Raw genomic sequence first — 18,542 nt, 5'->3', positions numbered from 1 at the left:
TCTGGCGGTGGCTTAGAGGCGTCCCATCGCGCTGGCCACATCGGCCATTCGGCAGGAGAAGCCCCACTCATTGTCGTACCACGCCAATACCCGAACCGTGCGACCGCCCACAACCTTTGTCTGATCCGGCGCGAAAATCGACGAATGGGGTGTGTGGTTGAAGTCGATCGAAACCTTGGGTTCCGGATCGTAGGACAGCACCGCCCCCATATGCCCGGCGGCAGCCTCGCGCACGATTTCATTGACGTCGTCGACGGTCACATCCTTCCCGGCCTCGAAGGTCAAATCGACGGCGGATACGTTCGGCGTGGGCACGCGCATCGCGGTGCCATCAAGCTTGCCGGAAAGCTCTGGCAGCACTTCACCCAAGGCCTTTGCGGCGCCGGTCGATGTCGGGATCATTGCCATCGCCGCCGCCCGGGCGCGGTAGAGGTCGGCGTGGCGCCGGTCGAGCGTCGGCTGGTCTCCAGTATAGGAGTGGATCGTGGTCATGATACCCCGCTCAATCCCGATGGCATCATTGAGAACCTTGGCGAGCGGTGCCAGACAATTGGTCGTGCAAGAGCCGTTTGAGACGACACCATGCTCTGGCAACAGATCGCGATGGTTGACGCCGTACACGATGGTCTTGTCGACACCCTTTGCCGGAGCAGAGATCAAGACGCGTTTCGCGCCGCGGTCGAGGTGAATTTGTGACTGAGCCTTGGAGTTGAACTTGCCGGTGCATTCGAGCACGACATCGACACCATCCCAGTCCAATTCAGACGGATCATAGGTCGAATGGACCTTCATCGGGCCGCGACCGATATCCATCGTATCACCGTCAACGCGTACCTCTTGGCCGAAGCGGCCATGCACGCTGTCGTATTTCAGCAGATGCGCGTTGGTCTCAATCGGGCCGGTGGCATTGATCGCGACGACTTGAATGTCATTTCGGGAGCTTTCGGCGATATGGGCGAGGGTGCATCGCCCAATGCGGCCAAAGCCATTGATGGCAACTGTCGTGGTCATGTGCTTGATCCCTCGTTATCCGTCTTACCCCTTGGCGGCGGTATACGAAGGAATGCGAAACTTTGATAGGTGAATTATTCAAGTATTTGAGTGTGTTAGCGTTAACATGGCTGCTTTCAGGCATGACGCAGGAACTGTTAGCGATAACGTCCGTCAAGTGGCCAGTGGCGAGTCGCAATCCAAGGGAAAAAGAATTTCCTCGGCACCAGGGTAAATGAAAGACTCCGCTCGGCGATCCGCGGTCACCGCGTTACCGGAGGAGTGCCATCGGTCGCGACCGAAAAGTCCAGACCCTATCAGCCGCGTTTCGCCTCCAGACTGTCGGCGAGTGCTTCGGAGCGCGCGGCAAGCTCGGCCAGCGTATCCGTCACCGACTGTGGCACCACGGGTACCTCGACCGTCTGCGGCTGTGCGGACCGCGCGCCGTCTAGGTCACGGCGCAACGTGTCGAGCTGGTCTTCAGCGGCGCGCAATTCCTCTTCGAGCCCCGCCGTTTTGTCAGCGAGCATCAGTCCTGCCATAAGCAGCATCCGGGTCTCGGGCATCCGACCGATCTGCTCTGCCAGCACGCTGGCCTCGTTGTCGAGCAGGCGCGCGGCGGTCTGCAGGAAGTGCTCTTCGCCGGTCTGGCAGGCGACCTGAAAGGTGCGACCGCCGATCTCGATGTTGATCTCGGGCATGGCTTCAGGCCTCCTTAACCAGCGGGGCGATCTCGCCCAGAATTTCGTCCATTTCCGCTATCTGCGCGGCACGCTCTGCCTTGAGGCTGTCATTCTCGGCCTTGAGCGAGGCGTTGATGACATCGGCATCTGCGCCGTCGCGCAGCTGCGTATTGGTTGCGCGCAGCGCGTTGATTTCCGTGATCAGTCGGGCGTTTTCGTCATCAACGGCGTCAAGCCGGTCGGTCAGGCGGGCCAGACGCGTCTCCAGCCGTTCAATCCGGGCGAGGTTCGCGGTGCCGGCCTCGGCAAGACGCGCGTTCGTGGCGCGCTCGACCTCCAGCTCTTCGGCCAATTGTCCATCCGCCGCGCTCGGCGCGGATGCCATCTGATCTGCGCTGTACGCGATGCGGTCCATCGCCGCGACGATGCGCTGCTCCAGCTCGGTGACGTCGGTCATAACTGCCCCTCGTTGCCCCATATTCGTGATCCGCGGCGGATTGCGAGACTTGTCATCCCGAATCAACTCCGCGCGTCACTGGCTTGATTTTAACCACAGTTTGCCGCGATGGCTTCCCCCTATCGGGCCGGGCGCGTGAAACAGGCGACCGCGCGCGCTTGAACTTCGCGCCCACGCTGGTATCACGGCGCGACCTGCTAAGCCTGACAGAAGGATCAGACCCTTGGATATTGCTGCCCTGCGCGACGCCCACCCCGAGCACTGGATGCGCGCCGCCGCCATCCGCACCCTGACGCTGGACGCCGTGGCGGCCGCAAATTCCGGCCATTCCGGCATGCCAATGGGCATGGCCGATGTGGCGACGGTTCTTTATGAAAAGCACCTCAAATTCGATGCCTCCGCACCTGATTGGCCGGATCGGGACCGCTTCATTCTGTCGGCGGGCCACGGGTCGATGTTGCTGTACTCGCTGCTGCACCTGACCGGATACTCGGACATGACGCTGGAGCAGATCAAGAATTTCCGCCAGCTGGGCTCAATCACCGACGGGCATCCGGAATACGGCCACGCGGGCGGGATCGAGACCACGACCGGGCCGCTGGGCCAAGGCATCGGAAACGCAGTGGGCTTCGCATTGGCCGAAGAGAACCAGCGCGCGCGCTTCGGCAAGAAGCTGGTGGATCACTACACCTACTGCATCGCGGGTGATGGTTGCCTGATGGAGGGCGTCAGCCAAGAGGCGATCGGGATTGCGGGCCGACACGAGCTGGGCCACCTGATTGTGCTGTGGGACAACAACAACATCACCATCGACGGCACGGTCGAGCTGTCCGACCGCACCGATCAGGTGCAGCGCTTCAAGGCGTCGGGCTGGCATGTGCAAGAGATCGACGGGCATGACCCCGATGCGATCGATGCGGCCATCGAGAAAGCGAAGAAAACCCGTAAGCCGTCGATGATCGCATGCAAGACGCATATCGCGCTTGGCTCGTCGGCACAGGACACGTCCAAGGGGCACGGCGCGCTGACCTCGGACGAGCTGATCGCGGACACAAAGGCGGCTTATGGCTGGAACTACGGCCCGTTCGAAATCCCGGGCGATGTGAAAAAGCAGTGGGAGGCCATCGGCAAGCGTGGCGCAGAGGATCGCCGCGCGTGGGAAGAGCGCCTGCTGTCGGTTTCCGGCGCGAAGCAGAAAGAATTTGCGCGCTGCTACGCGGGTGATGTGCCCAAGAAGCTGTCGGCCACGATCAAGGCGTTGAAGAAGCAGATCAGCGAGAGCCAGCCGAAGGTCGCGACCCGCAAGGCCTCCGAGATGGCGCTGGAAGTGATCAATCCGATCATGCAGGAAACCTTCGGCGGCTCGGCCGACCTGACCGGGTCGAACAATACGTTGACCAGCGATATGGGCGTTTTCAGCCCCGACAATCGCAAAGGTCGCTACATGTATTACGGCATCCGAGAGCATGGGATGGCGGCTGCCATGAACGGCATCGCTTTGCATGGCGGATCAAAGGCTTACGGCGGCACGTTCATGTGCTTCACCGACTATGCCCGCGGCGCGATGCGGCTATCGGCGCTGATGGGCGTGCCGGTGACCTACGTGATGACACACGATTCGATTGGTCTTGGCGAAGACGGTCCGACCCACCAGCCGGTGGAGCATCTGGCGATGCTGCGCGCGACGCCCAACGTCAATGTCTTCCGCCCCGCAGACGCGGTCGAGACCGCAGAGGCGTGGGAGCTGGCGCTGTCGTCGAAGAAAACCCCGTCCGTTCTGGCGCTGTCCCGCCAAGGACTGCCGACGGTCCGCACGGATCACACGCTGAAAAATCAGGTTGCGACCGGCGGCTACGTCTTGGCCGAGGCCACCGGCAAGCGGCAGGCGATCCTGATGGCGACCGGCTCGGAGGTTGAAATCGCGCTCGCCGCCCGCGACCTGCTCGAGTCCGAGGGGATCGGCACCCGTGTCGTCTCCATGCCGTGCTGGGAGCTGTTCGAGGAGCAGGACGAGAAGTACCGCCGCAAGGTTCTGCCCGCAGGCCCGGTGCGCGTCGCTGTCGAGGCCGCCATCCGCTTCGGCTGGGACCGCTGGCTGTTCGGCGAGCGTGGCAAGCGCGAGAAGTCGGGCTTTGTCGGCATGCATGGCTTCGGTGCGTCGGCGCCCGCGGGCGATCTCTACAAGCATTTCGGCATCACCGCAAAGGCCGTGGCCGAGAAGGTCAAGAGCCTGCTCTGATCCGCTGATTTCTAACGAAAAAGGCCCGGTCGCATCGCAGCGGCCGGGCCTTTTCTTTTTTCCAAGCCGCGCAGGCTACTGGTTCATATCGCGCATCGTCTGCATCATCTCAGCGTCATACGAGACGTTGCGCGCGTCGAGGATCTTGTCGAAATCCTCGCTCGCCACCGCGTCGGGCATCAGGAAGCTGTCCACGATGAACCCGCCGTCGATAAAGAGCTGCGCCATTTTCGGCATGCCCGACCGCGTGGAGACCTCTTGCGCGATGACGGGTTGGCGAGAGACGTCGACCGGAAAGAACGCGACCTTGATGGCCGACAGGATGTCGCGCGCCATGGCGCTTTCGGCATCGGCAGGGGTTTCGACGGTGCCGTTCATGAACAGCACGACGCGGTGCTCTTTCAGGATCTCGTCGACATGTTCCTGCACGGTGTCGGCCATAACGGTCGCCCTTTAGCTGTTGTGTTCGCGGATCTTGTTGGCCGCGTCCTTGTCGAAGGCCACGCCGTTTTCTTCCAGCAGCGTGTCCAGCTCGCCCGACAGGGTCATCTCGGTGATGATATCGCAGCCGCCGACGAACTCGCCCTTGACGTAAAGCTGCGGGATTGTGGGCCAGTCGGAATAATCCTTGATGCCCTGGCGGATGCCATCATCGGCCAGCACGTTGATGTCTTTATAGTCCACGCCCATGTAGTTCAGCACACCCGCCACTTTGGACGAGAAGCCACATTGGGGCATGCTCGAGGTGCCCTTCATGAACAGCACCACATCATTGCTGGTGACGGTGTCTTTGATTTGAGCGTGCGCGTCGGTCATTGCGTGTATCCCATTCTTGTTACGTTTTCTTTCATTCGCAATCTAGGTTGTCTAGAACTTGGAAGAAGTCCTTAAGTCCAGAAAACGTCTTTCCGGTAGAGCGAAATCCCAGGAATCTTGAAGCTTGGCAAGCGTTCGTGTCCCAACCCGAGCGTCCAGTACAGCTAGAATGCGGGTTAGAGGCTCTTTCGCGACCAAAGCATCGGCTATCGGAGTGTTCAAAAAATCAAACAGAAGCTGAGGAAACTGCCAGCCCGGCAAGAACCCCGCGTTCTTGACCTCGTCAGTGACTTCAGGGTGTTCTTTGAGCAAACCCAATGACGCAATCCCGGTTTCGCGCTCGACCACGCCTAAGGTCTTCGCAGAATGCTTGAATACGCACGCGTCGAACCAAAGTTCACCGTCCACCAAAATGCGGCCGTGTTGTTCCGCGTCGTGTGAGCCACGATGTCGTGTGAGGTGAACGTCAACTCGATCTGCGATTTCAGGCGCGAAGTTGCCTTCAATTCGCTGTTTGAGTTTGCTCCACCGCACCGATCTACTCCGGTGCTTTGGTGGTCAGGGCGAGGGCGTGCAGCTCGCCGCTGTCGACCTTTTCCTTGATCGCGGCCATGACGGCGCGCTGTTGCTGAACGCGGTTTTGGCCGCGGAAACTTTCATCGACAACCAAGGCCGAGAAATGCACGCCATCGTCGCCTTGGACGTTGATCTGGGCGTCGGGGAAGCTGGCTCGGATCAGGTCTTCAACATCTTGTGGCTGCATCGGGCGGGTCGTCCTTGGTTGGTGTCTATCTGGAAGGTAGGGAGCCGCCGGGGCAGTGACAAGCCAACTTTGTCGTTTGGCCTAGCCCACCGCCGCCGCGAAGCTGGTGCGGTAGAGCTCTGATAGCTCGGACAGCGGGGCTTGGGATTTGTTGATCCAGACCGTCTGGTCGCCTGTGAACTTGCCCACGGTGGTCAGCGGCACGCCCGCTTTGCCCGCGGCGATCATCAGTGCCTCGGCCTTGTCGAAGGAGCAGCCGATCAGGTAGCGCGCCTGATCCTCGCCGAAGCATTGCGCGGTGTCGTCATCATAGAGCCACAGGCCCACGCCCGCGCTTTCGGCCATCTCGAACGCCGCCATGGCGACGCCGCCGTCGGAGACATCGGTGCAGACATCGATCCAGTCGCGCTGGTCGCGGATGAAGTCGCCATTGCGCTTCTCGGCCGCCAGATCGACCGCAGGTGCATCGCCATCTTCGCGGTTGAACACTTCGGCCAGCAGGGCGGATTGGCCCAGATGGCCTTCGGTCTCGCCCACAAGCAGCAGCACATGGCCCTCGCGGACCTGGCCCGCGATCATGTGGTCGAGATCGTCGATCAAGCCGACCGCGCCGATGGTGGGCGTGGGCAAGATGCCGGTGCCGTCGGTTTCGTTATACAGCGAGACATTGCCCGACACGATGGGCATATCCAGCGCCTTGACGGCCTCTCCGATGCCTTTGATGGCGCCGACGAACTGGCCCATGATTTCGGGCTTCTCGGGGTTGCCGAAGTTCATGTTGTCGGTCGTGGCCAGCGGCCGCGCGCCGGTGGCGGTCAGGTTGCGGTAGGCTTCGGCCACCGCCTGTTTGCCGCCCTCGACCGGGTTGGCTTTGACATAGCGGGGCGTCACGTCGGAGGTGAAGGCGAGCGCCTTGCCGGTGCCATGAACCCGCACGACGCCGGCGCCAAGGCTTGGGGTGACGACGGTGTCGGCCATGACCTGGCTGTCATACTGCTCCCACACCCATTGCTTGCGGGCGTAGTTGGGGCTGGCGAGCAGGGCCCTCAGCCCGTCGATTGCATCGATCTGCGGGACATCTTCCAGCGGTGCGGCTGGCGGTGTCTCGACCCACGGGCGGTCATATTCCGGCGCAGTGGAGGACAGTTTCGAGAGGGGCAGGTCGGCTTTGATCTCGCCATTATGCTCGATCAGGAAGCGGTCTTCTGCGATCGTCTCGCCCACGATGGCGAAGTCGAGGTCCCATTTGACGAAGACCGCGCGCGCCTCTGCCTCGAGCTCGGGCTTGAGGACCATGAGCATGCGCTCCTGGCTTTCCGACAGCATCATCTCGTAGGCGGTCATGTTCTCTTCGCGCTGCGGGACATCTTCGAGCTTGAGCTTGACGCCAAGGCCGCCCTTGTCGCCCATCTCGACGGCGGAACAGGTCAGGCCCGCGGCGCCCATATCCTGGATCGAGATCACGGCGCCGGTGGCCATCAGCTCCAGCGTGGCTTCCATCAGGCGCTTCTCGGTGAACGGATCGCCGACCTGCACGGTCGGGCGCTTTTCTTCGATCGTGTCGTCGAATTCCGCGCTGGCCATGGTCGCACCGCCAACCCCGTCGCGGCCGGTCTTGGCGCCCAGATAGACGACGGGCATGCCCACGCCGGACGCGGCGGAGTAGAAGATTTTGTCCGCATCGGCCAGACCCGCGGCGAAGGCATTGACCAAGCAGTTGCCATTATAGGCGGCGTGGAATCGGACCTCGCCACCGACCGTTGGCACGCCAAAGCAGTTGCCGTAGCCGCCGACGCCCGCCACGACACCCGAGACCAGCTGGCGGGTCTTGGGGTGGCTGGGCTCGCCAAAGCTTAGGCTGTTCATCGCCGCGATGGGCCGCGCGCCCATGGTGAACACGTCCCGCAGGATGCCGCCCACACCGGTGGCCGCGCCCTGATACGGCTCGATATAGGAGGGGTGGTTGTGGCTTTCCATCTTGAAGACGACCGCCTGGCCGTCGCCGATATCGACCACGCCTGCGTTCTCGCCCGGTCCGCAGATGACTTGTGGACCCTCAATAGGCAGAGTGCGCAGCCACTTCTTGGACGACTTGTAAGAGCAGTGCTCGTTCCACATCGCCGAGAAGATGCCAAGCTCGGTGAAGGTCGGCTCGCGCCCGATGATCTCGAGAATGCGGTCGTATTCGTCTGGCTTCAGCCCGTGTGCGGCGATCAACTCGTCGGTAATGGACGGCTCAGACATGCTCGATTTCCCCCGAAAGCGCTTGTGTTGCGGGTCTCATAAGGCAGTGGCGGGCGAAGCGGAAGGGCTTTGTCTCTGGCCGAAAAAAAAGGCCGAGCACGAAGCTCGGCCAAAGTCCAACAGGGAGGTGAGAAACGCATCAGCGCCTCTCGATGATTGGGATTTAGGCACCTGCACCAACCGGTTCAAGAAATTTAGGCAAAATTAAAAGCAAACCCGCTATGCGCAGGGTGCATATCAATCGGAAATCAAGCGTTTTCAATGTTTTGCGCGCGTTTGCGCTGTAAGTCGATTTGTCCTACGACAAAGTCGCGGAACGCAGAAATGCGCTTGGACTGCCGTAATTCTTCCGGGTATGCGAGGAAAACGGGCACAACATTCGACTCGACATCCGGCAGGACGCGCACCAGCTCGCGGTCGTCTATGGCCACGTAGTCGGGCAAAATGCCGATCCCAAGATCATGGCGCACGGCCTGCAAACAGCCGAAATAATTGTTCACGGTCAACAGGTTCGGCAACTCATAGCTCATCAACTCGCGCACCAGCGTGGCCCCCGCCGAGACCTGCTCGGATGTGGTGTTTTGGCAAATCAGGCGGTGATCCTGCAAATCCTCGATCTGCTCGGGCATCTGGTGGTTTTCAAGGTAATTGCGCGACGCATATAGCCGCATCCGCACCGACATCAGCCGCTTTCGCACCAGATCGGCCTGCGACGGCTCCTTCATGCGGATCGCCACATCCGCCTCGCGCATTGGCAGGTCCAGCACCCGCTCATCGAGCATCAGGTCGATGTTAAGCTCCGGATAATCCACGTAGAAATTCGACAGCCGTGGCGCAAGCCAGAGCGAGCCGAAGCCGATGGTCGTGGTGACGCGCAGCTCGCCGAACACCTCTTCTTCGCTGTCTCGGATACGCGCGCTGGCGGCATCGAGCCGCTTGGTCATGGCTCGGGTCGCGTCAAACAGCAGCTCGCCTTGCTCGGTCAGGATCAGCCCGCGGGCGTGCCGGTGAAAGAGGGTGGTGTTGAGCGATTCCTCCAAAGCGCGGATCTGGCGCGACACGGCAGACTGCGACAGGTGCAACGTGTCGCCGGCATGGGTCAGGGAGCCCGCGTCGGCCACCGCGTGGAAAATTCTCAGCTTGTCCCAGTCCATTGCGGCTGTCCCTCGTCAAAACTCCCGGCTTGTTAGCCCGTCATGCGGGGGCTGCATAGCTTGCAAGCGTGAAAAAGAGCTTGGTAGGTCAGCTTTTGTGACCTATAATGCTCACAATGTAGTCGTTGGGAGGCGCGCATGGGCACTCAGACCGTATCATTGAACGACCGCTACGACCTGGACAAATCCCCGGTTCTGCTCAACGGCACACAAGCGCTGGTGCGGCTCATGCTGATGCAAAAGGCCCGCGACGAGGTCGCGGGGCTGAACACCGCGGGTCTGGTGACGGGGTATCGCGGCTCGCCATTGGGCGCGGTCGACATGCAGATGACCCGCGCCGCCAAGCAGCTTGACGCCAGCAACATCACCTTCCAGCCGGGTCTGAACGAAGACCTCGCCGCGACCGCGCTTTGGGGCGCGCAGCAGGCGGAGCTGCGGGGCGAGGGGCGCTATGATGGCGTGTTCGGCCTGTGGTACGGCAAGGGCCCTGGGGTCGACCGCTCCGGTGACGTGATGCGCCACGCGAATATGGCGGGCTCGTCGGCGCGAGGCGGCGTGCTGATGGCAATGGGCGACGATCACACGGGCGAGTCGTCGACCACCTTGCACCAGTCCGACTGGGCCATGGTCGACGCGTATATGCCCATCATCTCGCCCGCCGGTGTGCAGGAAATCCTCGATTTCGGGCTCTATGGCTGGGCCTTGTCGCGCTACTCCGGCCTGTGGGTCGGCTTGAAGACCATGAAAGATACGATCGAGGTGACCTCGGTCGTCGATGGCCGCCCGGACCGCATGAATTTCGTCACGCCAGAGTTCGACATGCCGGAAGGGGGCCTGAACATCCGCCTTGTCGACACGCCGCAATTGCAGGAAGAGCGGGTGATCAATCACAAGCGCTTCGCCGCGGAAGCCTTTGCAAAGGCAAATAAAATCGACCGCCCGGTCATGGGCGACGCGCAGGCGAAGATCGGGTTTGTTGCGGCGGGCAAGAATTGGCTGGACCTGTGTCACGCGCTCTCGTTGCTCGGCATCGACGATGAAGAGGCCAAGCGCCTCGGAATCGCAACCTACAAGATCGCGCAGGTCTGGCCGTTGGATATGGACAGTTTCAACGAGTGGGCGGAAGGGCTCGACCTGATCGTCGTGGTGGAAGAGAAGCGCAAGCTGATCGAGGTCCAGATCAAGGAGGCGATTTTCGACGACCGCCGTGGGCGCCGCGTCTATGGCGGCACGAAGCAGGGCGAGGTGCTGTTTACCCCACAGATGGCCCTGGACCCCATTGATATTGCAGAGAAACTGGGCGGTATCCTGATCGAGGAAGGCCGCCGCACCGACCGGATTGAAGCGGGCCTGGCGCAGCTGGCAGAGGCGCGCCGGTCCGACAACGCACAGGATATCGCGGCGCGGCTGCCCTATTTCTGCTCCGGCTGCCCCCATAATACCTCCACCAAGGTGCCAGAGGGCTCGCGCGCTTACGCGGGGATCGGCTGTCACTACATGGTCCAATGGATGGACCGCGAGACGCTGGGCTTCACCCATATGGGCGGCGAGGGCGCGAACTGGATCGGCGAGGCGCCGTTTTCCAAACGTGATCACGTTTTCCAGAACATCGGTGACGGCACATACAATCACTCCGGCATCCAGGCGATCCGCGCTGCGGTCGCGGCGGGCACGAACATCACCTACAAGATCCTGTTCAATGACGCCGTCGCGATGACCGGGGGACAGGGCAATGATGGCGGTCTCGGCGCGCCTCGGATCGTGGCGGAGCTGCGGGCTATGGGCATTGAAAACCTCGCGCTGGTTTATGACGATAAAGAGGATCTGGATTTCACCGCTTTTCCCACGGATTTACCGCGATATGAACGGGCTGAGCTGCAAACCGTTCAAGAGAAAATGAGCAAAGTCAAAGGAGTATCGGCCATTGTTTATGTGCAAACCTGCGCCGCCGAAAAGCGTCGTCGGCGCAAGCGCGGGCTGTTCCCTGACCCTGACAAGCGCGTCTTCATCAACACCGATGTCTGCGAAGGCTGCGGCGATTGCGGGGTGCAGTCGAACTGCGTCTCCATTGTGCCGGTCGAAACGGAACTTGGCCGCAAACGCGCCATCGACCAAAGCTCCTGCAACAAGGATTTCTCTTGTGTGAATGGCTTCTGCCCGTCCTTCGTGACCGTTGAAGGGGCCAAACTGAAAAAGCAGGCCACCGCAGAGGTCGACTTGCCGGACCTGCCAGAGCCGGCGCTGCCTGTGATCACAGGCACGCATAACGTTGTGATCACAGGGGTTGGCGGCACCGGCGTGGTAACCATCGGCGCGGTTCTTGCCATGGCAGCCCATATCGACGGCAAAGGCGCGGGCATGATGGAAATGGCCGGTCTCGCGCAAAAGGGCGGTGCCGTGCATATCCATTGCCGTCTGGCCAATAGCCCCGACGATATAACAGCTATCCGTGTCGCCACGGGCGAGGCGGACGCGATAATCGGTGGAGACTTGGTCGTCACGGCCGGGGCCAAAACCTTGGGATTGATGACCTCTGGTCGGACGGGTGCCGTGGTGAATAACCACGAGATCGTCACTGGCGATTTCACCCGCGACACAGAGTTCAGAATCCCTTCCGACCGCCTGGAATTGTCGCTGTCTGCACGGCTGCGCGACGGGGTGCAATTCTTTGACGCGTCCGAACTCGCCCGCGTGCTGATGGGCGACAGCATCTATTCCAACATGATGATTTTCGGTGCGGCGTGGCAGCGCGGTCTCATCCCGATCTCCCATGATGCGCTGATGCAAGCGATCGAGCTGAACGGGGCCGCGCCCGAGCGCAATAAACGCGCGTTCGAGCTTGGTCGCTGGGCGGCCGCACACCCGGATCAGGCGGCAGGGTATGTGACGGATAAGGTCGTCGCGCTGCCGAAAGGCGTTGATGAAAAGATCGCCTTCCGCGCCGATCATCTGACCAGATATCAGTCCGCGCGTCTCGCCAAGAAATACCGCAAGACGGTCGACAAGATCGATGATCCTGCGCTGAAGGAGGCCGTTGCCAAAGGCTACCATAAGCTATTGTCCTACAAGGACGAATACGAGGTCGCGCGACTGCATCTCGAGACAGAAGCCAAGGCCCGAGACGCCTTTGATGGGGAGCTGAAGCTGACCTACCATCTCGCCCCGCCGATGCTGTCGAAGATCGGTGCGAACGGGCGCCCGATGAAGAAGGAGTACGGCGCAGGGATGTTGCGAGCGTTCCGCCTGCTTGCCCGGTTCAAGCGTCTGCGCGGCACACCGCTCGACCCGTTTGGCTACACCGCCGAGCGCATGATGGAGCGCGCCTTGATCAAGCAATACGAGGCCGATCTGCCTAAAATTCTTAAGGCAAAAAACCGCGATGCGGCGGTTGCGCTGGCAGAGTTGCCTTTGCAAATTCGCGGCTTCGGTCCGGTCAAGGACGCCAACGCGAAAGCCGCCGCGAAACGCCGCCTGGAGCTGCTTGCAAGCCTCGACACGACGCCCGACGCACTTGCGGCCCAATAGACTTCATCTTGGCTAAAATATTGCCCCCGGAAGGGTGCTATCCGCCCTTGCGCAGAAGGTAGACCTGATGCGCGCCCGCATCGGTCATCGAAACAAGCTCATGCCCGGCTTCGGCGCAGAAATGGGGCACGTCAACGATGGCGGCGGGATCGTCCGCAAGCACCCTCAAAACCTCGCCCGAAGACAGCGCTTGCAGGCGCTTGCGGGCCTTCAGAACAGGGAGCGGGCAGAGCAGCCCGAGGGCGTCGAGTTCAGCGTGATGGTCCATGGCAGTGATCTAGGAGACACGGCGCCCCTTGTCCACGCTCAGCCTTGCTTACTTTTGCCAAAAAGCGCCGCTATCGTCGCGCCATGAGTAAGGCAAGCCCTGATCAGACCGTACGGACGCGCCGGGTGTTCTACATCCCGGGCTACGATCCGATCCATCCGCGACGCTACCGCGAACTCTACCGCAAAGAAGGTGCAGCGCAGGCTCAGATCAGCGGCTACCAGATTGATTTAAAACCGAAATCCGGAAAGGGCATTTATGGCTGGTATGCCGAGGCAGAGATCGATGGGCAGCGGACGAAGGCGCAGGTGGACGTGCTTGTCTGGTCCGACATCGTTCGGAGCTCGATGTCAAATTCGATCCCCGCGACCTACTGGCAACTGCTGCGCACGGCGGCGACCTATATCGGGACCGGCGCGCTGATCCGCCTGATGCGCCTGCGCAAGGGGCCAATCATCGCCGCGCTCTATCCTATCGGTATGCTGCTGCTGCAATTGGCGCTGGCCTTTGGACTTGGTCGCTTGGTCGCGAACGCGATCGAATGGGTCGGGGAGCGCGGGCTGCGTATGGTCTTAGGACCGTTGATATCCGGGCAGTATCTTTGGTTAATCTCGCTCCTCGGCTGGATCGCGACACTCGCGGTGATGTTTACCATGTTGCGCTGGTTCAAGGCCCGAGACGGCAAGCTTTTCGCCTATTACCTGATGCATGACTACGCCTATTCGGCACGGTGGATGGGGGCCAATCCGCCGGCATTGGAGGCGCGCATGGCAGAGTTTCGCGCGATCATCGCGGAGGCGCTGATCGACGATTGCGACGAGGTGCTCGTCGTCGGGCATTCCTCCGGCGCGCATCTTGGCGTGTCGATCCTGGCCGATCTGATCCGCGCGGAGGAACTGCCCAAGAACGGCCCGCACTTGGCATTCCTGAGCATTGGACAGGTCGTGCCCATGGTCTCTTTCTTGCCGAAAGCCAACAGGTTGCGGGGCGATCTTCAATTCCTCTCATCACGTGCGGACATCACTTGGGTCGACGTCACGGCGCCCGGCGATGGCTGTGCATTCGCGCTCTGCGACCCTGTGGCCGTGTCCGGCGTCGCACCCAAAGATAAACGCTGGCCGTTGGTGTTTTCCGCCGCGTTCACGCAAAGCCTGAGCCCGGAGCGGTGGAAAGAGCTGCGCTGGCGCTTCTTCCGTCTGCACTTCCAATACCTCTGCGCCTTCGACCGTCCGAAAGACTACGACTACTTCCAGATCACGGCGGGACCATTAACCTTAATGGAGCGCTACAAGGACCGTCCGCAGAGCAAGTCGCGCATCGATGTGCCCGCGTCCGGGTATGTGTCAATATGATCCCGCCCAAGCCGCCGTCGCGTCCGGATCGCGTCTCGCTTTGGCGTTATGTGAAGCTGTTCCGCCAAGATATCCTGTCCGCGCAGCCCGCGAAGCTTTATCGCGCCTGGATGGCGGAGTTCAGAACCCCGTTCTTCCGTAGCTATCTGATGAATCAGCCGGAACTGGTGAAAACCGTGCTGAAAGATCGCCCACAGGACTTCCCGAAATCCGACCGCATCGGGGAGGGGCTTCGTCCGCTGTTGGGCAACTCGGTCTTTCTGACCAACGGGGCAGAGTGGGAACGGCAGCGCCGCATCATTGATCCGGCCTTCGAGGGCGGCCGCCTGCGCGACACCTTCCCGGCGATGTGGGCGGCGGGGCAGGCGGCAGTGGCGCGGTTGCCCGAAGGCGTCGTCGAGATCGAGGAACAGACCAGCTTCGCCGCCGCGGACGTGATTTTCCGCACGCTTTTCTCACTGCCCATCGAGGACGAGATCGCAGCGCGGGTCTTCGCAGAATTCCGCGACTACCAGCGCACGCAGCCGATCCTGAACCTCGCTGCCTTCGTCAGGGGCCCGCGCTGGATGCCGCGGCTCTTCAAGGGGCGAACGAAAGAGACCGCCGCGTCGATCCGCGGCCTGATCACCCAGCTGACCAAAGCGCGGATGGCTCAAATCAAAGCCGGTACCGCGCCGGACGATTTGGCGACAAAAATCATGACGACCGCCGACCCGGAAACGGGCGAAACCTTCACGACCGAAGAAATGGTCGACCAGGTCGCAATCTTCTTTCTTGCGGGCCACGAGACCAGCGCGAGCGCCCTGGCGTGGACGCTGTTTCTCGTCGCCATGTACCCGGACTGGCAGGACAAACTGGCGAAAGAGGCGCTGGCGTTGGAGGCCGATCCAGACATATCGAGCATGTCAAAACTGCCACTCTCGCGGGACGTGTTCCGCGAAGCGCTGCGCCTCTATCCGCCGGTCCCGATGATGGTGCGCGAAACGACATGCCCGGAGCGCTTCCGGGACCGCGTCGTCAAACCCGGGGCACAGATCGTGCTGTCGCCATGGCATCTGCATCGGCACACGCGGCTGTGGGATGACCCCGATGGCTTCGATCCTGGGCGCTGGAAAACCGAGAATGGCAAACAATGTCAGCGCGACGCGTATATCCCGTTCTCCGCCGGGCCGCGGGTCTGCACCGGCGCGGGCTTCGCGATGGTCGAAGGCCCGCTTCTGCTGTCGATGCTGTTGCGCAGCTTTCGCTTTGAGTTGACCGAGCGGGTTCCGGTGCCCGTGGCGCATTTGACCGTGCGCGCGAAAGACGGAATATGGTTAAGGGTGAGCAAGAGGGATTGAGCGATGAGCGGTGGTAAAAACACAGGCGCGCCGTGGTCGATGATCATTATCGCGATGGCTTTCGGCATTGTCATCGTTGGGCTCGCGAACATGGATCGGGTGATCTGGAACTGGACCTCTCACGGCGAACGGTTGCCCGGACAAGTGGTCGACCTCTCCAGCTTTCGTACGTCTCCGGGGGCGACCTATCTGACCTTTGTGCCGCGGGTGAAATTCACCGATCCCGGCGGACAGCCTCGGGAAATGAACGTGGCCAACGGCTCTCGGTATTATGACTTCCGGCTGGGCGACCGGGTGACCGTCCTCTGGCGGGCGGAGACGCAAAGCATCGCGATTGACCTTCCGTTCAAACGCTCGTTTGGGATGCAAATCTTTCTGTGGGGGCTGACGCTTGTCGGCTTAGCTTTGCTGGGGTTTGCGCTATGGATGGCCCTCGAACGCGTGCGCCTGCGCAAACGCTATTGAGCTTTCAAATCTGCCAGCACGAATAGTCTGATGGCAGAGGCGAGCCCGATGTCCGTGCCCCGCGCCTCGTCGATCTCTGCCGCTAGGTCATTGATAGGGCGGGATTTCTCGGCGGCGATGCGGCGGAACTCGGCCCAGAACTCATCTTCCAGAGACACGGACGTGCGATGACCGCGCAGCGTCAGCGAGCGTTTCTTCGGGCGGCTCATGTCACGGCTTCCACCGGGCCAAGCGCCGACGGCGCCATTAGGACCATGCCGTCAAACCTGACCGGAACGCGGTCGAGCTTTCGGGGTACCGGGCCGGAGATCGGCTCGCCATCAAGCGCGAACCGGGCTTCATCGCAAGGGCAGGCCCAACTGGTGTTGTCGTCCGACATTTGCAGCGCGCACCCGGCGCGTGTGCACGTCAGGTAATAGGCAAGCAGGCCGTCGCCGGGCGCATGGAAAACGGCAAAAGGCCGATCGCTGACGCTGAAGCGCTGAAGCTCGCCGGGCGCAAGATCCGACAGATCAAACGCGCCTTGCACCGATTTGCCACGCTCGCCGAAGATCCGCATGACGCCGTAGCCGATTGCCCCCGTGCCGACCGCCGCAGCGGCCCCCAGCAAAAGGGTCAGGGCGGACCGGCGGGTCTCACTCATCGCGCTTGTGACCGTCGAGCTTGCGGGCCTCTAGCTTGGTTAACGCGGCCGCCTCGGATTTCTCGGATTTCGTCCGCCCGAACTTCACCGAATTGGCGTCTGCGCGGGCTTTCTTCTCGGCCCGCGCACGCTCTTTTCGCTTCTGGTTCAGGTTAATCGGCTTCATTTCGGGCCGATCATATCCTTGGGCTGGACCACACGGTCGAAGGTTTCCGCGTCCACCAAACCAAGCGCGATCGCCTCTTCCTTCAGGGTCGTGCCGTTCTTGTGGGCGGTCTTGGCGACCTTGGTGGCGTTGTCATAGCCGATGGTGGGCGCAAGTGCTGTGACCAGCATCAGCGATTCCTTCATCAGCTTGTCGATCCGCTCGACATTGGCCTGCGTGCCGACGACCATGTTGTCGGTGAAGCTGCCCGCCGCATCGCCCAGAAGCTGCATGGACTGGATGACATTGTAGCTCATCATCGGGTTGTAGACGTTCAGCTCGAAATGGCCTTGCGAGCCGGCAAAGCCCACGGCGGCGTCATTGCCCATCACATGGGCGCAGACCATGGTCAGCGCCTCGGCCTGGGTGGGGTTCACCTTGCCGGGCATGATGGACGAGCCGGGCTCGTTTTCGGGCAGAATCAGCTCGCCCAGACCGGAGCGGGGGCCGGAGCCCAGCAGGCGCATATCGTTGGCGATCTTGAACATTGACGCCGCGACGGTTTTCAGCGCACCGGAGAACATGACCATTGCGTCATGGGCGGCGAGCGCCTCGAACTTGTTTGGAGCCGTGACAAACGGCAGGTCGGTGATCGCGGCGATCTCGGCCGCAACTTTCTCGGCGAAGCCTTTGCGGGTGTTCAGGCCCGTGCCCACGGCGGTTCCGCCTTGGGCCAGTTCGTAAATGTCGGGCAGGCAAGCCTCGACCCGCTCGATGCCCTTCTTCATCTGATGGGCATAACCACCAAATTCCTGGCCCAGGGTCAGGGGCGTCGCGTCCTGCGTATGGGTGCGGCCGATCTTGATGATGTCCTTGAACTCTTCCGCCTTCGCCTCCAGCGCCGCGTGCAGCTTGCGCAGACCGGGCAGCAGCGTGTCGCGGGCGACCATCCCGATGGCGACATGCATCGCGGTGGGGAAGGTGTCGTTCGAGGACTGACCCATGTTGCAATGATCGTTGGGGTGGACGGGCGATTTGGAGCCCATCTCGCCACCGAGGATCTCGATCGCGCGGTTCGAGATCACCTCGTTGGAATTCATGTTGCTTTGCGTGCCGGAGCCTGTCTGCCAGACCACCAACGGAAAGTTGTCGTCGAACTTGCCGTCGATGACCTCTTGCGCCGCCTGCTGGATCGCGGGGGCAAGTTCTGCGTCAAGGTCACCGAACTCAAGGTTCACGGTCGCCGCGGCCTTTTTGATTACGCCGAGAGCGCGGACGATGGCCACGGGCTGCTTCTCCCAGCCAATGGGGAAGTTCATGATCGAGCGTTGGGTCTGCGCGCCCCAGTACTTGTCGGCGGGGACCTCCAGCGGGCCAAAGCTGTCGGTCTCGGTGCGGGTCGCGGTCATGGGGCGGGTCCTTGCGTGATTTAGCGAACGCCCCCGGTTTAGCCGCGCT

At 61.6% G+C, this 18,542-nt stretch carries 19 protein-coding genes; 5 read left to right on the top strand and 14 right to left on the bottom strand.

Annotated features, from left to right (window positions below):
* Positions 1–12 precede the first annotated feature (12 nt).
* The 3 genes from gap to C8N43_RS04350 all read right to left on the bottom strand — a co-directional run bounded on the left by gap (position 13) and on the right by C8N43_RS04350 (position 2,130).
* A complete protein-coding gene (gene gap / locus C8N43_RS04360; protein ID WP_107844437.1) occupies positions 13–1,011 on the bottom strand; it encodes a type I glyceraldehyde-3-phosphate dehydrogenase in 999 nt (332 codons plus the stop codon).
* A gap of 296 nt (positions 1,012–1,307) precedes the next feature.
* Positions 1,308–1,691 carry a cell division protein ZapA gene (locus C8N43_RS04355; RefSeq protein WP_107844436.1) on the bottom strand — a complete coding sequence of 128 codons (384 nt, stop codon included), beginning with the start codon at positions 1,689–1,691 and terminating at the stop codon, positions 1,308–1,310.
* 4 nt (positions 1,692–1,695) lie between these two features.
* On the bottom strand, positions 1,696–2,130 hold the full coding sequence (locus C8N43_RS04350) for a hypothetical protein (RefSeq protein WP_107844435.1): 435 nt from the start codon (positions 2,128–2,130) through the stop codon (positions 1,696–1,698).
* Between the two features lie 223 nt (positions 2,131–2,353).
* Here C8N43_RS04350 and tkt point away from each other — a divergent pair, with 223 nt between their 5' ends.
* A complete protein-coding gene (gene tkt, locus C8N43_RS04345) occupies positions 2,354–4,369 on the top strand; it encodes a transketolase (protein ID WP_107844434.1) in 2,016 nt (671 codons plus the stop codon).
* A 75-nt stretch (positions 4,370–4,444) separates the two neighbouring features.
* On the opposite strand, the gene C8N43_RS04340 is transcribed toward tkt, so the two are convergent.
* The 6 genes from C8N43_RS04340 to C8N43_RS04315 all read right to left on the bottom strand — a co-directional run bounded on the left by C8N43_RS04340 (position 4,445) and on the right by C8N43_RS04315 (position 9,346).
* Positions 4,445–4,810 carry a glutaredoxin domain-containing protein gene (locus C8N43_RS04340; RefSeq protein ID WP_107844433.1) on the bottom strand — a complete coding sequence of 122 codons (366 nt, stop codon included), beginning with the start codon at positions 4,808–4,810 and terminating at the stop codon, positions 4,445–4,447.
* A gap of 12 nt (positions 4,811–4,822) precedes the next feature.
* Positions 4,823–5,185, bottom strand: a complete 363-nt coding sequence (gene grxD / locus C8N43_RS04335) for a Grx4 family monothiol glutaredoxin (protein ID WP_107844432.1) — start codon at positions 5,183–5,185, stop codon at positions 4,823–4,825.
* Between the two features lie 51 nt (positions 5,186–5,236).
* Positions 5,237–5,719: an SF0329 family protein gene (locus C8N43_RS19425; protein ID WP_146174155.1), complete on the bottom strand. Its 483-nt coding sequence runs from the start codon at positions 5,717–5,719 to the stop codon at positions 5,237–5,239.
* A gap of 4 nt (positions 5,720–5,723) precedes the next feature.
* Positions 5,724–5,948, bottom strand: coding sequence for a BolA family protein (locus C8N43_RS04325; protein WP_107844430.1), 225 nt, complete (start codon positions 5,946–5,948; stop codon positions 5,724–5,726).
* Positions 5,949–6,029: 81 nt separating this feature from the next.
* The gene (gene purL, locus C8N43_RS04320; RefSeq protein ID WP_107844429.1) at positions 6,030–8,192 is read right to left on the bottom strand and encodes a phosphoribosylformylglycinamidine synthase subunit PurL; all 2,163 of its coding nucleotides are present in this window, start codon (positions 8,190–8,192) and stop codon (positions 6,030–6,032) included.
* Between the two features lie 248 nt (positions 8,193–8,440).
* Positions 8,441–9,346 (bottom strand): LysR family transcriptional regulator, encoded by a 906-nt coding sequence (locus tag C8N43_RS04315; protein ID WP_107844428.1) that lies wholly within the window; start codon positions 9,344–9,346, stop codon positions 8,441–8,443.
* 138 nt (positions 9,347–9,484) lie between these two features.
* Here C8N43_RS04315 and C8N43_RS04310 point away from each other — a divergent pair, with 138 nt between their 5' ends.
* Positions 9,485–12,871 (top strand): indolepyruvate ferredoxin oxidoreductase family protein, encoded by a 3,387-nt coding sequence (locus tag C8N43_RS04310; protein ID WP_107844427.1) that lies wholly within the window; start codon positions 9,485–9,487, stop codon positions 12,869–12,871.
* Positions 12,872–12,908: 37 nt separating this feature from the next.
* Here the strand turns inward: C8N43_RS04310 and C8N43_RS04305 are convergent, their stop codons facing one another.
* Positions 12,909–13,139 carry a sulfurtransferase TusA family protein gene (locus C8N43_RS04305; RefSeq protein ID WP_107844426.1) on the bottom strand — a complete coding sequence of 77 codons (231 nt, stop codon included), beginning with the start codon at positions 13,137–13,139 and terminating at the stop codon, positions 12,909–12,911.
* Positions 13,140–13,222: 83 nt separating this feature from the next.
* Between C8N43_RS04305 and C8N43_RS04300 the strand changes: the two genes are divergently transcribed.
* Genes C8N43_RS04300 through C8N43_RS04290 form a run of 3 tightly spaced genes read left to right on the top strand, consistent with a single transcriptional unit; the run spans position 13,223 to position 16,296 of the window.
* The gene (locus tag C8N43_RS04300) at positions 13,223–14,491 is read left to right on the top strand and encodes a hypothetical protein (RefSeq protein WP_107844425.1); all 1,269 of its coding nucleotides are present in this window, start codon (positions 13,223–13,225) and stop codon (positions 14,489–14,491) included.
* Positions 14,488–15,831, top strand: coding sequence for a cytochrome P450 (locus C8N43_RS04295; RefSeq protein ID WP_107844424.1), 1,344 nt, complete (start codon positions 14,488–14,490; stop codon positions 15,829–15,831). Before C8N43_RS04300 ends, C8N43_RS04295 begins: the two co-directional genes overlap by 4 nt.
* A gap of 3 nt (positions 15,832–15,834) precedes the next feature.
* Positions 15,835–16,296 (top strand): DUF3592 domain-containing protein, encoded by a 462-nt coding sequence (locus C8N43_RS04290; protein ID WP_107844423.1) that lies wholly within the window; start codon positions 15,835–15,837, stop codon positions 16,294–16,296.
* Here the strand turns inward: C8N43_RS04290 and C8N43_RS04285 are convergent.
* Genes C8N43_RS04285 through fumC form a run of 4 tightly spaced genes read right to left on the bottom strand, consistent with a single transcriptional unit; the run spans position 16,290 to position 18,493 of the window.
* Entirely contained in the window at positions 16,290–16,505 is a 216-nt protein-coding gene (locus tag C8N43_RS04285) for a ribbon-helix-helix domain-containing protein (protein WP_107844422.1), read from the bottom strand. The two genes, C8N43_RS04290 and C8N43_RS04285, sit on opposite strands and share 7 nt — an antisense overlap.
* Positions 16,502–16,939 carry a QcrA and Rieske domain-containing protein gene (locus tag C8N43_RS04280; protein ID WP_107844421.1) on the bottom strand — a complete coding sequence of 146 codons (438 nt, stop codon included), beginning with the start codon at positions 16,937–16,939 and terminating at the stop codon, positions 16,502–16,504. Before C8N43_RS04280 ends, C8N43_RS04285 begins: the two co-directional genes overlap by 4 nt.
* Positions 16,932–17,105, bottom strand: coding sequence for a DUF4169 family protein (locus C8N43_RS04275; RefSeq protein ID WP_107844420.1), 174 nt, complete (start codon positions 17,103–17,105; stop codon positions 16,932–16,934). The genes C8N43_RS04280 and C8N43_RS04275 overlap by 8 nt, the downstream gene beginning before the upstream one ends.
* On the bottom strand, positions 17,102–18,493 hold the full coding sequence (gene fumC, locus C8N43_RS04270) for a class II fumarate hydratase (RefSeq protein WP_107844419.1): 1,392 nt from the start codon (positions 18,491–18,493) through the stop codon (positions 17,102–17,104). The genes C8N43_RS04275 and fumC overlap by 4 nt, the downstream gene beginning before the upstream one ends.
* Positions 18,494–18,542: the final 49 nt, after the last annotated feature.

It is taken from the genome of Litoreibacter ponti, from assembly GCF_003054285.1.
GTDB lineage: Bacteria > Pseudomonadota > Alphaproteobacteria > Rhodobacterales > Rhodobacteraceae > Litoreibacter > Litoreibacter ponti.
Note: the sequence above shows the minus strand (reverse complement) of the source record. Positions and strands in the feature narration are given on the sequence as shown.

What these genes read in the sequence shown, in the direction of transcription:
- C8N43_RS04300 (WP_107844425.1), top strand. Translation starts at nt 13,223, where the DNA reads ATGAGTAAGGCAAGCCCTGATCAGACCGTACGGACGCGCCGGGTGTTC.
- gap (WP_107844437.1), bottom strand. Translation starts at nt 1,011, where the DNA reads ATGACCACGACAGTTGCCATCAATGGCTTTGGCCGCATTGGGCGATGC.
- C8N43_RS04340 (WP_107844433.1), bottom strand. Translation starts at nt 4,810, where the DNA reads ATGGCCGACACCGTGCAGGAACATGTCGACGAGATCCTGAAAGAGCAC.
- C8N43_RS04295 (WP_107844424.1), top strand. Translation starts at nt 14,488, where the DNA reads ATGATCCCGCCCAAGCCGCCGTCGCGTCCGGATCGCGTCTCGCTTTGG.
- C8N43_RS04305 (WP_107844426.1), bottom strand. Translation starts at nt 13,139, where the DNA reads ATGGACCATCACGCTGAACTCGACGCCCTCGGGCTGCTCTGCCCGCTC.
- C8N43_RS04290 (WP_107844423.1), top strand. Translation starts at nt 15,835, where the DNA reads ATGAGCGGTGGTAAAAACACAGGCGCGCCGTGGTCGATGATCATTATC.
- C8N43_RS04315 (WP_107844428.1), bottom strand. Translation starts at nt 9,346, where the DNA reads ATGGACTGGGACAAGCTGAGAATTTTCCACGCGGTGGCCGACGCGGGC.
- C8N43_RS04355 (WP_107844436.1), bottom strand. Translation starts at nt 1,691, where the DNA reads ATGCCCGAGATCAACATCGAGATCGGCGGTCGCACCTTTCAGGTCGCC.
- C8N43_RS04310 (WP_107844427.1), top strand. Translation starts at nt 9,485, where the DNA reads ATGGGCACTCAGACCGTATCATTGAACGACCGCTACGACCTGGACAAA.
- fumC (WP_107844419.1), bottom strand. Translation starts at nt 18,493, where the DNA reads ATGACCGCGACCCGCACCGAGACCGACAGCTTTGGCCCGCTGGAGGTC.
- C8N43_RS04275 (WP_107844420.1), bottom strand. Translation starts at nt 17,105, where the DNA reads ATGAAGCCGATTAACCTGAACCAGAAGCGAAAAGAGCGTGCGCGGGCC.
- purL (WP_107844429.1), bottom strand. Translation starts at nt 8,192, where the DNA reads ATGTCTGAGCCGTCCATTACCGACGAGTTGATCGCCGCACACGGGCTG.
- C8N43_RS04280 (WP_107844421.1), bottom strand. Translation starts at nt 16,939, where the DNA reads ATGAGTGAGACCCGCCGGTCCGCCCTGACCCTTTTGCTGGGGGCCGCT.
- C8N43_RS04325 (WP_107844430.1), bottom strand. Translation starts at nt 5,948, where the DNA reads ATGCAGCCACAAGATGTTGAAGACCTGATCCGAGCCAGCTTCCCCGAC.
- grxD (WP_107844432.1), bottom strand. Translation starts at nt 5,185, where the DNA reads ATGACCGACGCGCACGCTCAAATCAAAGACACCGTCACCAGCAATGAT.
- C8N43_RS04350 (WP_107844435.1), bottom strand. Translation starts at nt 2,130, where the DNA reads ATGACCGACGTCACCGAGCTGGAGCAGCGCATCGTCGCGGCGATGGAC.
- C8N43_RS04285 (WP_107844422.1), bottom strand. Translation starts at nt 16,505, where the DNA reads ATGAGCCGCCCGAAGAAACGCTCGCTGACGCTGCGCGGTCATCGCACG.